The 13793-nt window shown below is 71.3% G+C and carries 14 protein-coding genes; 8 read left to right on the forward strand and 6 right to left on the reverse strand.

Going from position 1 to position 13793, the window contains the following annotated elements; translation table 11 throughout:
- Positions 1 to 4: 4 nt before the first annotated feature.
- Positions 5 to 1198, forward strand: a complete 1194-nt coding sequence (locus tag IEY89_RS31525) for an RtcB family protein (RefSeq protein ID WP_189150931.1) — start codon at positions 5 to 7, stop codon at positions 1196 to 1198.
- Positions 1199 to 1285: 87 nt separating this feature from the next.
- On the opposite strand, the gene IEY89_RS31530 is transcribed toward IEY89_RS31525, so the two are convergent.
- A complete protein-coding gene (locus IEY89_RS31530; protein ID WP_189150932.1) occupies positions 1286 to 2062 on the reverse strand; it encodes an SDR family NAD(P)-dependent oxidoreductase in 777 nt (258 codons plus the stop codon).
- Between the two features lie 166 nt (positions 2063 to 2228).
- Here IEY89_RS31530 and IEY89_RS31535 point away from each other — a divergent pair, with 166 nt between their 5' ends.
- Positions 2229 to 2663, forward strand: coding sequence for an ester cyclase (locus IEY89_RS31535; RefSeq protein WP_189150933.1), 435 nt, complete (start codon positions 2229 to 2231; stop codon positions 2661 to 2663).
- Positions 2664 to 2712: 49 nt separating this feature from the next.
- On the opposite strand, the gene IEY89_RS31540 is transcribed toward IEY89_RS31535, so the two are convergent.
- The gene (locus IEY89_RS31540) at positions 2713 to 3051 is read right to left on the reverse strand and encodes a YnfA family protein (RefSeq protein ID WP_189150934.1); all 339 of its coding nucleotides are present in this window, start codon (positions 3049 to 3051) and stop codon (positions 2713 to 2715) included.
- Positions 3052 to 3255: 204 nt separating this feature from the next.
- On the opposite strand from IEY89_RS31540, the gene IEY89_RS31545 reads away from it, so the two are divergent.
- The 5 genes from IEY89_RS31545 (at position 3256) to IEY89_RS31565 (ending at position 7804) form a co-directional block, all read left to right on the forward strand.
- On the forward strand, positions 3256 to 3735 hold the full coding sequence (locus IEY89_RS31545) for a hypothetical protein (protein ID WP_229695506.1): 480 nt from the start codon (positions 3256 to 3258) through the stop codon (positions 3733 to 3735).
- 170 nt (positions 3736 to 3905) lie between these two features.
- Entirely contained in the window at positions 3906 to 5006 is a 1101-nt protein-coding gene (locus tag IEY89_RS31550) for an LLM class flavin-dependent oxidoreductase (RefSeq protein ID WP_189150935.1), read from the forward strand.
- Complete coding sequence (locus IEY89_RS31555) at positions 5003 to 5602, forward strand: FMN reductase (protein ID WP_189150936.1); 600 nt, start codon at positions 5003 to 5005, stop codon at positions 5600 to 5602. The genes IEY89_RS31550 and IEY89_RS31555 overlap by 4 nt, the downstream gene beginning before the upstream one ends.
- A 54-nt stretch (positions 5603 to 5656) precedes the next feature.
- Positions 5657 to 6391 carry a response regulator transcription factor gene (locus IEY89_RS31560; protein ID WP_308437467.1) on the forward strand — a complete coding sequence of 245 codons (735 nt, stop codon included), beginning with the start codon at positions 5657 to 5659 and terminating at the stop codon, positions 6389 to 6391.
- Entirely contained in the window at positions 6392 to 7804 is a 1413-nt protein-coding gene (locus IEY89_RS31565; RefSeq protein ID WP_189150938.1) for a HAMP domain-containing sensor histidine kinase, read from the forward strand.
- Positions 7805 to 7888: 84 nt separating this feature from the next.
- Here the strand turns inward: IEY89_RS31565 and IEY89_RS31570 are convergent, their stop codons facing one another.
- The 3 genes from IEY89_RS31570 to IEY89_RS31580 all read right to left on the reverse strand — a co-directional run bounded on the left by IEY89_RS31570 (position 7889) and on the right by IEY89_RS31580 (position 10442).
- Positions 7889 to 8482 (reverse strand): DUF305 domain-containing protein, encoded by a 594-nt coding sequence (locus tag IEY89_RS31570; RefSeq protein ID WP_189150939.1) that lies wholly within the window; start codon positions 8480 to 8482, stop codon positions 7889 to 7891.
- A gap of 66 nt (positions 8483 to 8548) precedes the next feature.
- The gene (locus IEY89_RS31575) at positions 8549 to 8980 is read right to left on the reverse strand and encodes a DUF6153 family protein (protein ID WP_189150940.1); all 432 of its coding nucleotides are present in this window, start codon (positions 8978 to 8980) and stop codon (positions 8549 to 8551) included.
- A 70-nt stretch (positions 8981 to 9050) separates the two neighbouring features.
- Positions 9051 to 10442: a histidine-type phosphatase gene (locus IEY89_RS31580; RefSeq protein WP_189150941.1), complete on the reverse strand. Its 1392-nt coding sequence runs from the start codon at positions 10440 to 10442 to the stop codon at positions 9051 to 9053.
- Positions 10443 to 10620: 178 nt separating this feature from the next.
- Here IEY89_RS31580 and IEY89_RS31585 point away from each other — a divergent pair, with 178 nt between their 5' ends.
- The gene (locus IEY89_RS31585) at positions 10621 to 12210 is read left to right on the forward strand and encodes a glycoside hydrolase family 3 N-terminal domain-containing protein (RefSeq protein ID WP_373287315.1); all 1590 of its coding nucleotides are present in this window, start codon (positions 10621 to 10623) and stop codon (positions 12208 to 12210) included.
- Positions 12211 to 12500: 290 nt separating this feature from the next.
- Here the strand turns inward: IEY89_RS31585 and IEY89_RS31590 are convergent, their stop codons facing one another.
- Positions 12501 to 13742, reverse strand: coding sequence for a glycoside hydrolase 5 family protein (locus IEY89_RS31590; protein ID WP_189150943.1), 1242 nt, complete (start codon positions 13740 to 13742; stop codon positions 12501 to 12503).
- Between the last annotated feature and the right edge of the window lie 51 nt (positions 13743 to 13793).

Genomic DNA, 13793 nt, shown 5'->3' on the forward strand with positions numbered 1-13793 from the left:
CGATATGTCGTACGTGGAAGTGCCGGGGGCGAAGGTACCCATCCGCATGTGGGCCGACCCGGCCTCGGTCGAGGACGTCGCGATGCAGCAGCTGCGGAACGTGTCGACGCTGCCGTGGATCAAGGGTCTCGCCGTCATGCCGGACGTCCACTTCGGCAAGGGGGCGACGGTCGGGTCGGTCATAGCGATGCAGGGCGCGGTGTGCCCGGCGGCGGTCGGGGTCGACATCGGCTGCGGGATGTCCGCCGTCAGGACGTCGCTCACGGCGAACGACCTGCCGGGTGACCTGTCCCGGCTGCGGTCGAAGGTCGAGGAGGCTATTCCGGTGGGGCGGGGAATGCATGACAGTCCCGTTGATCCGGGGCGGCTGCACGGGTTCGTCACCGGGGGGTGGGACGACTTCTGGGGGCGGTTTGATGGAATCGCTGAAGCGGTCAAATTCCGTCAGGAGCGCGCCACTAAGCAGATCGGAACACTCGGAAGCGGAAATCACTTCATCGAGGTGTGCACGGATACGACCGGTTCTGTCTGGCTGATGCTCCATTCCGGCTCCCGCAACATCGGCAAGGAGCTGGCCGACTTCCACATCGGCGTGGCCCAGAAGCTCCCGCACAACCAGGGGCTGGTCGACCGCGACCTCGCCGTCTTCATCGCGGACACCCCGCAGATGGCGGCCTACCGCAACGACCTCTTCTGGGCGCAGGAGTACGCGAAGTACAACCGCTCGATCATGATGGCGCTACTGAAGGACGTGATCCGCAAGGAGTTCCGGAAGGCGAAGCCGACTTTCGAACCGGAGATCAGTGCTCACCACAACTACGTGGCCGAGGAACGGTACGAGGGCGTGGACCTCCTCGTCACCCGCAAGGGCGCCATCCGGGCCGGCTCCGGGGAGTACGGGATCATCCCGGGCTCCATGGGCACGGGTTCGTACATCGTGAAGGGCCTGGGGAACGAGAAGTCCTTCAACTCGGCGTCCCACGGCGCCGGTCGGCGCATGAGCCGCAACGCGGCCAAGCGGCGCTTCTCGACGAAGGACCTGGAGGAGCAGACGCGGGGCGTGGAGTGCCGTAAGGACTCCGGCGTCGTGGACGAGATCCCGGGCGCGTACAAGCCGATCGAGCAGGTCATCGACCAGCAGCGGGACCTGGTGGAGGTCGTGGCGAAGCTGAAGCAGGTCGTCTGCGTGAAGGGCTGATCCGTGGGCTGCGGCGGAGGGCCTGGCCAATGATGGCCAGGCCCTCCGCCGCCTCTGTGTCCCGACTCCGGACCACGCGTCCCGAGGTCACGCGTCCCGGTGAACCTTCGTGTTCGACGCCTGGGCGCGGGGGCGCAGGACCAGGAGGTCCACGTTGACGTGGCTCGGGCGGGTCACCGTCCAGGTGATCGTTTCGGCCACGTCGTCGGCGGTGAGGGGCTCGGCCACGCCCTCGTAGACCTTGGCCGCCCGCTCCGTGTCGCCGGAGAAGCGGGTCAGGGCGAACTCGTCCGTCTTCACCATGCCCGGCGCGATCTCGATCACCCGGACGGGGGTGCCGACGATCTCCAGGCGCAGTGTCTCGGCGAGGACGTGGGCGCCGTGCTTGGCGGCGACGTAGCCTCCGCCGCCCTCGTACGTGCCGTGGCCGGCGGTGGAGGAGACGACCACGACGGTCCCGTCGCCGCTCGCGGTCAGGGCGGGGAGGAGTGCCTGGGTGAGGTTGAGGGTGCCGATGACGTTCGTCTCGTACATCTGGCGCCAGTCGGCCGGGTCACCGGTGGCCACCGGGTCGGCGCCGAGCGCGCCACCCGCGTTGTTGACGAGGACACCGATGGTCTTGAAGGCGGTGGCGAACTCGTCGACCGCCGTGCGGTCGGTGACGTCCAGGGGGTACGCCGTGGCCTGGCCGCCCGTCGCGTTGATCTCCTCGGCCAGCGCCTCGATACGGTCCTTGCGGCGGGCCGTCAGCACGACCCGGTAACCGGCGGCGGCGAGCCGGCGGGCCGTCGCGGCGCCGATTCCGCTGCTCGCGCCGGTGACCACGGCGATGCGGGAGGCGGCGGACGGGGCGGCGGGGGCCATGGGACTGCTCCTCGGGTATCGGGGTGCTGGGGGTGCGCGCCCAGGATAGGCAGGCGGGGCCGGCGGGCGGCGGGGTGTCCGGAGGGTGGGCCGGTGTGGTGCTGCGGGGTCCGGGCGGCGGTGGGAAAATGGGATGGGTGATCCGCGGAAGTGGTGGAGGTGGATCATGGGAGAAGCACGTGACGTCATGGACCGGCTCACGGAGGCGCTCACCTCGACGCCCGATCTCAAGGCCGTCGCCGAGCTCTACGCGCCCGACGCGGTCGCCGTCACGCCGGACGGCGGGGAGATCCACGGGCGCGACAACATCGTGGAGTACTGGCGGCAGATGACCGGCGCGATGCCCGAGGCGACGTACGAACCCGTGCACTCGTACGAGATCGGCGACACCGCCGTCGACGAGGGCTACTTCAGTGGCCGGAACACCGGGCCGATCCCGCTGCCCTCCGGCGACCATCTGCCGGCGACGCAGAAGGAGGTGCGTGTCCGGGGCGTCGACGTCGCGACGGTCCGGGACGGTCACATCGTCGACTACCGGCTCTACTTCGACCAGATGGAGTTCCTGGGTCAGCTCGGGCTGCTGCCCGACGAGCTCGCCTGACTCGCTTGACCCGTCTGACCCGTCTGACCCGTCTGCGTTCGTACGTCCGTCAGTCGCCTCGTGGGGCGTACATGATCACGGCCATGCCGGCGAGGCAGATCAGCGCGCCCGTCACGTCCCAGCGGTCCGGGCGGTAGCCGTCCGCGGCCATGCCCCAGGCCAGTGAACCGGCGACGAAGACTCCGCCGTACGCGGCCAGGATGCGGCCGAACTGCGCGTCGGGCTGGAGGGTGGCGACGAACCCGTACGCGCCCAGGGCCAGGACGCCCGCGCCGATCCACGCCCAGCCCCGGTGCTCCCGTACGCCCTGCCAGATCAGCCAGGCGCCACCGATCTCGAAGAGGGCGGCGACCAGGAACAGGACTACGGAGCGCACGACCGACGACATGCGGGCAGCTTCGCATGCCCGCCCGCTGTCCCCTGCTCTCGAGGTCCTCTGTTGTCACCGTCCCCTGTACTCCCGTCTCCTGCGCTCGCCGTCTCCCGTGCTCCCGTCTTCACCGTCACCTGTTGGAGGGCGCCTGCGGGGCGCGTCAGGTGGGATACATCGCTTCGACGGCGGTGACGGTCTTCCGGGCGAGGAGTGGGTGGCGTGAGCACGAGGGTTTGGGTGCGTGGGCTGGTGGCGGGTGCGGTGGCGATCGGGCTGGTCGGGGTCGGGGGGTTCGCCGGTGCCGACAGCGAGGGGCCCGAGGCCGATCTCGCGTATCACGGGGCGGTCTCCCTGGACCGTGGGCAGATCGACCTGCGGGTGACCCCGCGCAACCACGGGCCGTCCGCCGTCGCCGACGCGACCGTGCGGCTGACCTGGTCGGCTCCGCTGGCCGCCCGGCAGCAGTTGCCGGACGGATGTGCGCGGCTCGGGGCGCGGGTGGTCGTGTGCCGTACGGGGGCGCTGACCGCCGATGGTGTGGGCGAGCAGATCGGGCTGCGGATGCGGCTCCAGGGCATGCCCGCCGAGGTGACGCTGGAGATCGGCACGGTCTGGAGCGGCGGTGTCGTGGACCGTAACCGGGGCAACGACGAGCAGCGCGTGCTCGTGCTCGACACCGGGGACGCGTACTACTTCTGACGCTCCCGTCTCCGCCTCGCGTGGGGTCACCGCCACCTCCAGGACGGTGACCCCACGCCCGCGCGGTACGGCGTCCAGGGGGAAGGCCGGCGGAATACCTCTGGCAGGGGCGCGGTTGTCGCACGCGGACGCTATAGTTGAAGAGTTAACAACCTGGAGGGTGAGCGACCATGCAGTTCGGGATCTTCAGCGTCGGCGACGTCACACCGGACCCGACCACGGGACGTACGCCGACCGAACGCGAGCGCATCAAGGCCATGGTCGCCATCGCGCTCAAGGCCGAGGAGGTCGGGCTCGATGTGTTCGCCACGGGTGAGCACCACAACCCGCCCTTCGTGCCCTCGTCCCCGACCACGATGCTCGGCTACATAGCCGCGCGGACCGAGAAGCTGGTCCTCTCCACCTCCACCACGCTCATCACCACCAACGACCCGGTGAAGATCGCGGAGGACTTCGCGATGCTCCAGCACCTGGCCGACGGGCGCGTGGACCTGATGATGGGGCGCGGGAACACCGGCCCGGTGTACCCGTGGTTCGGGCAGGACATCCGCGAGGGCATCAACCTCGCCGTCGAGAACTACGCCCTGCTGCGCCGGCTGTGGCGCGAGGACGTCGTGACCTGGGAGGGGAAGTTCCGGACGCCGTTGCAGGGGTTCACCTCGACCCCCCGGCCCCTGGACGACGTACCGCCGTTCGTCTGGCACGGCTCCATCCGCTCGCCCGAGATCGCCGAACAGGCGGCCTACTACGGCGACGGCTTCTTCCACAACAACATCTTCTGGCCGGCCGACCACACCAGGCGGATGGTCGAGCTGTACCGGTCCCGGTACGCCCACTACGGGCACGGGACGGCCGAGCAGGCCATCGTGGGGCTCGGCGGCCATGTGTTCATGCGGAAGAACTCGCAGGACGCGGTACGCGAGTTCCGGCCGTACTTCAACGACGCGCCGGTGTACGGGCACGGGCCCTCCCTGGAGGACTTCACCGACCAGACGCCGCTGACCGTCGGGTCGCCGCAGCAGGTCGTCGAGAAGACGCTGGCCTTCCGGGAGTACGCCGGCGACTACCAGCGCCAGCTGTTCCTGATCGACCACGCGGGGCTGCCGCTGAAGACGGTGCTGGAGCAGCTCGACATGCTCGGCGAGGACGTCGTGCCGGTGCTGCGGGCGGAGTTCGCCAAGGGCCGGGCCGCGGAGGTGCCGGACGCGCCGACGCACGCTTCTCTGCTGGCCGCGGCTCAGGGCGTTTCGAAGGAGGAGACGGCCGTATGAAGCTCGTCGTCGTCTCGGCGGGGCTGAGCGTTCCGTCGTCCACCCGGCTGCTGGCCGACCGGCTGGCCGCCGAGGTGGACCGGAAGGCGGCCGTCGACATCCAGATCGTGGAGCTGCGCGAACTGGCCGTGGAGATCGCGCACCACCTCACCAACGGGTTCCCGGGGCGGAAGCTCGCGGACGCGCTGGACGCGGTGACGGGGGCGGACGGGCTGATCGTCGTCACGCCGGTCTTCTCCGCCTCGTACAGCGGGCTGTTCAAGTCGTTCTTCGATGTGCTGGAGAAGGACGCGCTGGCGGGGAAGCCGGTGCTCGTCGCCGCGACCGGTGGCTCGGCCCGGCATTCGCTGGTGCTGGAGCACGCGATGCGGCCGTTGTTCGCGTATCTGCGGGCCGTGGTGGTGCCTACGGCCGTGTACGCGGCCTCCGAGGACTGGGGTGCGGAGGGGCTCGCGGCGCGGGTGGAGCGGGCGGCGGGGGAACTGGCGGTTCTGATGTCGGGGCTGTCGGCACAGCGGCCCCCGGTACCGAAGCCCTTGGCGGGCGGGTTCGAGGTGGTCCCGTTCGAGCAGCGGCTGAACGCGCTCCGGGGATGAGGGTGAGAGGCGAGTAAGAGCCCCCCTTGGCACACTGGGCGGGTGCCACAAACCGTGCTGCTCGCCGAGGACGACCGTGCCATCCGCCATGCCCTGGAGCGGGCCCTGACCCTGGAGGGCTACCGGGTCACCGCGGTCGCCGACGGCGTCGAGGCGCTCGCCCAGGCGCATCGCACGCCGCCGGACATTCTCGTCCTGGACGTGATGATGCCCGGCATCGACGGGCTTCAGGTGTGCCGGGTGCTGCGCGCCGAGGGGGACCGTACGCCGATCCTGATGCTCACCGCGCTCGTGGAGACCGCCGACCGGATCGCCGGCCTGGACGCGGGCGCCGACGACTACGTCGTCAAGCCGTTCGACGTCGAGGAGGTCTTCGCCCGGCTGCGTGCGCTGCTGCGGCGCACCGGCACCGCCGAGCGTCCTCCCAGGGGCGTCGCCCCCCTCGGCGTACCCGCGTCCCCCGTACCGAGGGAACCCGCAGTTCCCGAGCGGCAGCTCGCCGCGGCCGGGCTGCGGATGGATCTCCAGGCGCGGCGCGTGTGGCGCGGGACGCGGGAGCTGGAGCTGACCCGGACCGAGTTCGAGCTGCTGGAACTGCTCGTGCGCAACGCCGGGATCGTGCTCGACCACTCCACGATCTACGACCGTATCTGGGGCTACGACTTCGGTCCGGGCTCGAAGAACCTCGCCGTGTACGTCGGCTATCTGCGCCGCAAGCTCGACGAGCCGGGCGCGTCGCAGCTGATCCACACGGTGCGAGGCGTGGGTTACGTCCTCAGGGAGGACTGAGTGACCTTGCGGAGGGCGGGACTCGCCTCGCTGCGGACCACCTTCGCCGTGTCGTTCGCCGCGGTCGCCGCCGGGGTGACCGTCCTGGTCGGGTTCCTGTCGTACGACGCCGCCGCGCGACTGGTCCGGGTGGACCAGCAGTCCGCCTTCGCCGAGGTCGTGCAGGACCTCCAGGACGAGGTGCGGCACAACACGATGACGCCGCGGGACTTCTCGTCGTCCGAGCCGGGGCACGACATCGTCCGGCCCAGCCGTACCGATGTGCAGGTGCTCGGGCCGGGGGGAGAGGTGGTCGACAAGGGTAGTCCGGGGCTGCCCGTGACCGCCGAGGACCGTCGCGTCGCCGCCTCCCCGGTCGCCGGGCTGGCCGTGCAGCACAAGGACGTCGCCGTCGGCCAGGACGTCTACCGCATCGCGACCGTCTCGCTGGGCGGGGAGCGGGGGGAGGGGCGGGGCGCGGTGCAGGTCGCGCAGGAGTTCAGCGACACGGAGGACCTGCTGCGGGAGCTGCAGCAGCGGACGATCCTGACGGAGGTCGCGGTCGTCGTCGCGGCAGGGTTGTTCGGGTGGTGGCTGGCCCGGCGGATCACGCACCGGCTGCGGATCCTCGCCTCCGCCGCCGAGGACGTCGCCCGCACCCGCCGCCTCGGCATCCAGGTGCCGGTGACCGGGTCCGACGAGGTGGGCCGCCTGGGCCGGTCCTTCGACCGCATGCTGGGCCGGCTCGCCCAGTCGGAGGAGGACCAGCGCCGGCTGGTGCAGGACGCGGGGCACGAGCTGCGCACCCCGCTCACCTCCCTCCGTACGAACATCTCGCTGTTGCGCCGTATCGACGAACTGCCGCCCGCGACGCGGGAGGACCTGGTCGACGACCTTGCCCTTGAGGCGCGTGAACTCACCGATCTGGTCAACGAGTTGGTGGACCTGGCGGCCGGTCAGTCGGACACCGAGCCGAAGCAGCGGATCGACCTCGCCGACATCGCGGACGAGGTCGCGGTGGTGGCCCGGCGGCGTACCGGGCGGGAGGTCGTCGTCCGGGTGAGCGGGGAGACGGCCGCGGACGCCCGGCCCGCCGCGCTCCAGCGCGCGATCTCCAACCTCGTCGAGAACGCCGCCAAGTTCGACCGGGGCGGCACGACGCCCATCGAGATCGCGGTCACCGGGCCGGAACGGGCACGGCCCGGCGCGATCCGGGTCGAGGTGCTCGACCGGGGGCCCGGAGTCACCGAGGGCGACCTGCTGCGCCTGTTCGACCGGTTCTACCGTGCCGCCGACGCCCGTAGCCTCCCGGGTTCGGGCCTCGGGCTGTCGATCGTCCGCGAGGTGGCGATCGCGCACGGCGGGGCACCCTTCGCGAACCGGCGGGACGGGGGCGGGGCGGTCATCGGGTTCACGGTGGGCGGGCAGGGGTGAGCGGGCATGCGCGCGGCACGGGCAGGGGTGAGCCGGCCGGCCCGGTAGCGGTCGGCCGGCTCACCCGCGGTGTCGGTCCCGGGGTCAGTTCTTGCCGAGGAGCTTGTTCATCTCGGTGATCTCGGCGTTCTGGGTGCGGATGACGTCGTCGGCCATAGCGGTGGCGGGGCCGTACTCGCCCTTGGCCTTCTCGGTGGTGGCCATGGTCACGGCGCCCTTGTGGTGCTCGATCATCATGGCGAGGAACGCCTTGTCGAAGTCGTCGGCGGCGGAACCGTGGTTCATCTCCGGCATCGCCTCCATGGATTCCATCGACTCCATGCCGGGCATCGACTCGGTCGACGTCGGGACGTCCTCGCCCCAGGCCTTCAGCCACCCCGACATGGTCTCGATCTCCGGGGCCTGAGCCTTCTCGATGCGCGCGGCGAGGGACTTGACCTCGGCCGACGAGGCCTTGTCGGCCGCCGCCTCCGCCATCTCCAGGGCGCCCTTGTGGTGGGGGATCATGCCCTGCGCGAAGCTGACGTCCTGGGCGTTGTGGCCCTCGGCCTTGGCGCCACTGCTGGTGTTGTCGGTGCCGGCGTCGCTGTTGCCGTCGTCGCTGCCGCAGGCGGTGAGCGTGACGGCGAGCACGGCTGCGGCGGCCAGGGCGACGAGAGTCTTGCGGGTTGTGCGCATGCTGGAACTCCTGATGTCCGAAAGGGAATTGAGGTTGGCGGACACGCCGGTGGCGTGCGGCGGCCTCTAGATCCGCAGGAGTTGGAGTTCGGCCAGGGACGGTGGCGCGCGGGCGCCCTCGGGGGACCGGGGCGGCGAGCGGTCGGCACGGGCGGCCAGGACCGAGGCCCCGGCCGGGTCGGGCGCGAGAACCGGGAACGTATGCCCGGCCGGGACGGCGCCGGACGCGCAGGTCGAGTCGGCGTGCTTGGTGTGACCGCCGTGCGAGCCGGAGCCGTGGCAGACGGATTCGTCGGCAGACCCTGCCCGCATGCTCATCGCCTGCGAGGCCTGCGCCCGGTGCCCGTGATGGGCGCTGTCCGTCATTCCGCCGGACATGGCACCCGGCGTGAGGCCGTGCATCGCGAGGACACCGGCCAGCAGCCCGAGCACGACGAACGCACGCGTCCACCAGGACGGTGGGTGCGTGCGCTGCTGTCGCTGGGCGCGGGCTGTCACGCGGGTCATGCTAGCCCAGGTGACGTATAGGGGTACGGGGTATCCGTATATGCGCGCCGCGCGTCGTACGTCAGGAAGTACGGCCGAAGCAGCGCTCCAGCTCATCCAGGGCGTAGAACTTGCTGCCCTTGGACACCGGTCGGCAGCCTGCCTTGAAGGCGGTCTCCTTCTCGTTGTAGAGCATCCGTACGAGGGTGGTGTCGCCCTTGCGGAACACGTCCCACTGGATGTTCGAGGCCATCGGCGCAACCGCCGCGCCCCGCCACGGGTTGTCGCCGTACGTGTACGGCCGCTGGGCGCTCACCCCTCGCGTACTGCCGGGCAGGCCCATCAGCGCTGCCAGCGGGATGATCTCCTCGGCGTGCGTGAAGCCCAGTTCGGCGCCGAGGGTGCCGGCGTCGGCCGTGCTGTCCTGCGCGGTCTCGGCCTTCTTGAAGAAGTCGTCGAGCAGGACGTTCGCCATCTTGTAGGTGATGTCGCTGTCGGCGAAGCCGGGACCCTTCTCGTAGAAGTCCTCGGCGTCGCTCAAATATCCGAACCAGGCGGCGTCGCGCTGCGAGATGTACCGGTCCATGTGCCAGCCCTTGCCGCCGGGGCTCTCGTCGCTCATGGCCGGGGCGATGCCGTACAGGTTGTAGACCGCCTCGGCCGCTGCCACCGCGCTGCCGACGGAGGAGAAGTCGCCGTCGACGATCCGCTGGACGAACGCCCGCTTGAAGATCTTCCGCAGTACGTCCGAGGCGGCGCGGTGGGTGGCCGGCTGGTCGGTGATCGACGTGAGGGTGGTGGCGAGGCGCTGGTCGTTCGCGATGTAGTCGCGGTAGGCGGCGCCGCCGGCGGCCTTGTGGAAGTAGAGCAGGTCCTTGTCGGTGCGGGCCGCGCCGATGAGCGGCCCCAGCGCCGGATCGGTGGCCGCGAGGGTGTCCGCGAAGAGCTGGCCGCTGTCGACGGCGCGGCCCTGTCCGGAGCTGACGACGTCGATCCTCTCGCCGTTCCTCGCGATGCCGGCGAAGAGGCCCGGCAGGCGCTTCTCCATCCGGACGGCGGTGCCCGCGATCTCGCTCTTTCCGCGTCCGCTGAGGTTGCCGTAGCCGACCTCGGCCATGGCGGCGAGCAGGGCCCGCACCTTCGGCCCGAACTCCTTGCCGCGCGCCGTGAGCTGCCCCTCGCTCGCCGCCTGGTCCCACAGCTTGAGGATCAGGTCGCCGTCCGAGCTGTCGGTCGCAGCCCGGGAGCCGTGCCGGGAGACGTTCTCCGTGAACACCGGGACGAAGCCCCTCGGGGGCTGCTGGTAGCTCCGCAGGCTCTGCTGGGGGGCGTACGAGGCCTTGGTGCCGTAGCTGTCGGCGGAGACGGACCCGGAGACGGACCCGGGGGCGGAACGGTCCGCCGAGTGGGCGGGGAGGGCGGTGGCCAGCAGGGCGCACAGGGGTGCGGCGAGGGCGAGGGCGGTGCGGTTCATGGGCGCATCGTGGGGGGCGTGGGTGAATGCGCGGCGTCCGTGTCATGGCGCGCGAGGGGCGTATTCGGCATGTGCGGGGCAAATGAGGCGAGGATTCTGGTTGTTTGATTCACCTTGTGCAGAAGTTTTGGTGACTTCTATCATCCAGGGACCTTCCCGCGAACCCAGAGGCCGTCCGATGAAGTCGATGCAGCAGCCCCAGCACCACCTGCCCCTCGACCTGCCCGTCGACCTGCCCGTCGACCTCGACGAGGCCGTCCACCGATGCCTCGTCGCCGGTTTCGACGGCACCACCGGCGTCCCGGACACCCTCAAGCGGCTCATCGGGCGCGGCCTCGGCGGGGTGATCCTCTTCACCCGCAACGTGCGCGACGCGGACCAGGTCCGCCGCCTCACCGACGAACTGCGCGCCCTGCGCCCCGACCTCCTCGTCGCCATCGACAACGAGGGCGGCGGCATCGGCCACCTCGTCGCCGCGGGCGCGCCCGAGGTGCCCGGCTCGTACGCCCTCGGTGTCGTCGACGACCCGGATCTCACCGCCCGCTGCGCCGACGCCCTCGCCGGTCACCTCGCCTCGCTGGGCATCACCGTCTCGTACGCCCCCGTGGCCGACCTCCAGCACCGCCCCGACAACCCGATCGTCCGCACCCGCTCCTTCGGCGCCGGTCCGGAACTCGCCGCCCGTCACCTACGGGCCTGGATCACGGCGACCGAGGCACGCGGCATCGCCTCCTGCGCCAAGCACTTCCCCGGCCACGGCGGCACGGTGACCGACAGCCACCACGAGATGGCGGTCGACCTGCGGTCGTACGACGACATCCGTGCCGATGTCGAGCCGTTCCGGGCGGCCGTGGCGGCGGGCGTGCCGATGCTGATGAGCGCACACGTGGTGTACCCGGCGCTGGATCCGGAGCGGCCCGCGACCCTCAGCCGCCGGATCCTGGGCGACCTGCTCCGCCACGACCTCGGCTTCGACGGGGTCCTGGTCAGCGACGCGCTGGAGATGAAGGCGATCGCCGACCGGTACGGCGAGGCGGCCGGCGCCCGGCTCGCCCTCGCCGCGGGCGCCGACCAGGTGATCGTGGCGGTACCGGACCTGGCGACCACCCTGGCCTGCCGGGACGCGGTGATCGGCGCGCTGCGGGACGGCATGCTCGCGGAGGAGCGGGTACGGGAGGCCGCCGGGCGGGTGCGGAAGCTGGCGGAGCGGTATGCGGGCGCGGTGGGGGAGGGGGCGAGGGAGAGCGCGGTCGAGCCGTGGGACGCGGGTGCGGGGCTCGATGCGGCTCGGCGGGCTGTGCGGGGTGGCTCCACCGGTTCCGGAGGCGGTGCGGTGTCGGCTCCGGGGCGGGGTGCGTACGTCCTCGATCTGTTCCCGCCGCCGCATCCCGCGCTGAACTGGGGTGGCGAGGATCTGCTGAGCGCGGTGCGCGCGCTGGATCCCACGGCTTCGGGCATGGCGCTCAACGAGGCTCCGGTGGATCCGGCGGCCCTGGTCGAGGGGGTTCTGCGGTGGGCGGCCGGGGTGCCGCTGGTGGTCGCCACGTCGGACGCGGGGTTGTATCCGTGGCAGGGGGAGCTGCGGGGGGCGTTGGTGGCGGGGCGGGGGGATGCGGTGCTGGTGGAGACGGGGTTGCCGGACGCTGGTGCTGGTGCTGGTGCTGGTGCTGGTGCTGGTGCTCGTTCCGGTGCGGGTGCGTGGTGTTCTTACGGGCGGGGGCGGGTCAATCTGCGGGCGTTGGCCGAGGTGTTGGTGGGGGGCGTCTGAGGTGGTGTGTTTGGTGCGGGCCGGTGGCGGCTGGTCGCGCCCATGTGGCGGAGCCGCACATGTCACAGCCCCGCGCCCCTGAAGCAGGCCGGTCCCTGCCTGCGCCGGGTCACTCGCGCCCTGGGAGCGCTCGCCCTTGCTGCTGGGCTCCGGCCGGACCCGAGTCTCGGGGACGGCCCTTTGCTGCTGGCTTCTGGTTGGGCTGGTGCCCGGGGAGTGGCCCCCTGCCGCAGGCCTCCGGGCAGGGCCGCGGTCGGGGGTGTCTCCTCGGCTCTCGTCGTTCGACCCGGTCAAAGGGGGCGGACGACTTCCTTGATGCCGCGTGCCGTCAGGTAGGTCTCGTCCTCGGCGTGCTCCGTCAGTACCACCGCCGGGCGTACGTCCTCCGCCCGTAGCCGCATCCACGCCTCGAAGTACGCGCCTCCAGGGCCCGAAATCGAACGAGTCCCTGGTGTGCGGACCAGGGCCAGGGCGGTCGTACGGGGCTCTGTCGGGCGGGGTTCGGCGCGCAGCTCGGCGACCGTCTCCGCGAGGGCCTGGGCGATGGGTTTCGGGCGGCCCGTGGCGTCGAACAGGCCGAGGGTGTACTCCAGTTCGGGAAAGTCGGCCAGGGAGCGGTCGACGTCGTGGGAGCACCACCAGGTGACCCCGTACAGGTTGGCGCACCCGGCGGCGTTGCGTACGGTCGCGCGGGCGAAACCGGGGGCGTCGGCCGCCGGGATGTGTGGTTCGGGGGCGCCGGTCTCCTGGACCCAGACGGGCCGGGCGGGGTCCTCGGCGTACGCGGTGGCCAGTTCCACGCCGTACTCCGCGAGGTGCTCGACCTGGGGGGAGCGGGGGCCGTAGCGGCGGGCGCAGTCGGCCGAGAACACCCAGGGGTGGACGGTCGTCAGGTCGCCCTTGCGGGCCGAGGCCTCCGGCGTGAAGGGGTGGTCGTCGCCATACCATGCGGCGTCGTACGCGGAGTGCGTGACCAGGCCCGCCGTCGATCCCAGCCCTGTTCGCGCGGCGGCCAGCAGGGTGTCCAGGTAGTGGTCGACGTCGGCCACCGTCACCGGGTTGTGTTCGACCAGGTTGTTGAGCTCGTTGCCGAGCTGGAGGCCGAGGAGGTTCGGGCGGCCGGCCAGGGCGCTGCCGAGGGTGCGCAGGAGGTTGGCCTGCGCCTCGATCGTCTCCGGGTCCGTGAAGACGTTGCGGTGGTGCCAGCTGCGGGTCCACTCCGGGTAGAAGTCGAAGCTGGAGAGGTGGCCCTGCACGCCGTCCACCATGACGTCGAGGCCCGCCTCCGCCGCCACGTCCACGAGCTGGGCCACCTGGTCGACGGCGGACGCGCGGATCAGCGTGCGGTTCGGCTGGAGCAGCGGCCAGAGGGGGAAGATCCGTACGTGGTCCAGGCCCAGCCCGGCGATCTGGTCGAGGTCCTCGCGGGCGAGGGCCGCGTCGAAGTCGTACCAGGAGTGGAACCAGCCCCGGCGCGGCGTGTAGTTGACGCCGAAACGAGGGGCGGAAGAGGGGGCAGGGGAAGTGCTCACGGGTCCTCCTCGGACGTGCGTGACTGCGCCGGGCCGCGAGTCGGGTCTTGT

The organism is Streptomyces lacrimifluminis (assembly GCF_014646095.1).
Taxonomy (GTDB): domain Bacteria; phylum Actinomycetota; class Actinomycetes; order Streptomycetales; family Streptomycetaceae; genus Streptomyces; species Streptomyces lacrimifluminis.

What these genes read in the sequence shown, in the direction of transcription:
- IEY89_RS31585 (WP_373287315.1), top strand. Translation starts at nt 10,621, where the DNA reads ATGAAGTCGATGCAGCAGCCCCAGCACCACCTGCCCCTCGACCTGCCC.
- IEY89_RS31555 (WP_189150936.1), top strand. Translation starts at nt 5,003, where the DNA reads ATGAAGCTCGTCGTCGTCTCGGCGGGGCTGAGCGTTCCGTCGTCCACC.
- IEY89_RS31580 (WP_189150941.1), bottom strand. Translation starts at nt 10,442, where the DNA reads ATGAACCGCACCGCCCTCGCCCTCGCCGCACCCCTGTGCGCCCTGCTG.
- IEY89_RS31530 (WP_189150932.1), bottom strand. Translation starts at nt 2,062, where the DNA reads ATGGCCCCCGCCGCCCCGTCCGCCGCCTCCCGCATCGCCGTGGTCACC.
- IEY89_RS31535 (WP_189150933.1), top strand. Translation starts at nt 2,229, where the DNA reads ATGGGAGAAGCACGTGACGTCATGGACCGGCTCACGGAGGCGCTCACC.
- IEY89_RS31540 (WP_189150934.1), bottom strand. Translation starts at nt 3,051, where the DNA reads ATGTCGTCGGTCGTGCGCTCCGTAGTCCTGTTCCTGGTCGCCGCCCTC.
- IEY89_RS31550 (WP_189150935.1), top strand. Translation starts at nt 3,906, where the DNA reads ATGCAGTTCGGGATCTTCAGCGTCGGCGACGTCACACCGGACCCGACC.
- IEY89_RS31570 (WP_189150939.1), bottom strand. Translation starts at nt 8,482, where the DNA reads ATGCGCACAACCCGCAAGACTCTCGTCGCCCTGGCCGCCGCAGCCGTG.
- IEY89_RS31525 (WP_189150931.1), top strand. Translation starts at nt 5, where the DNA reads ATGTCGTACGTGGAAGTGCCGGGGGCGAAGGTACCCATCCGCATGTGG.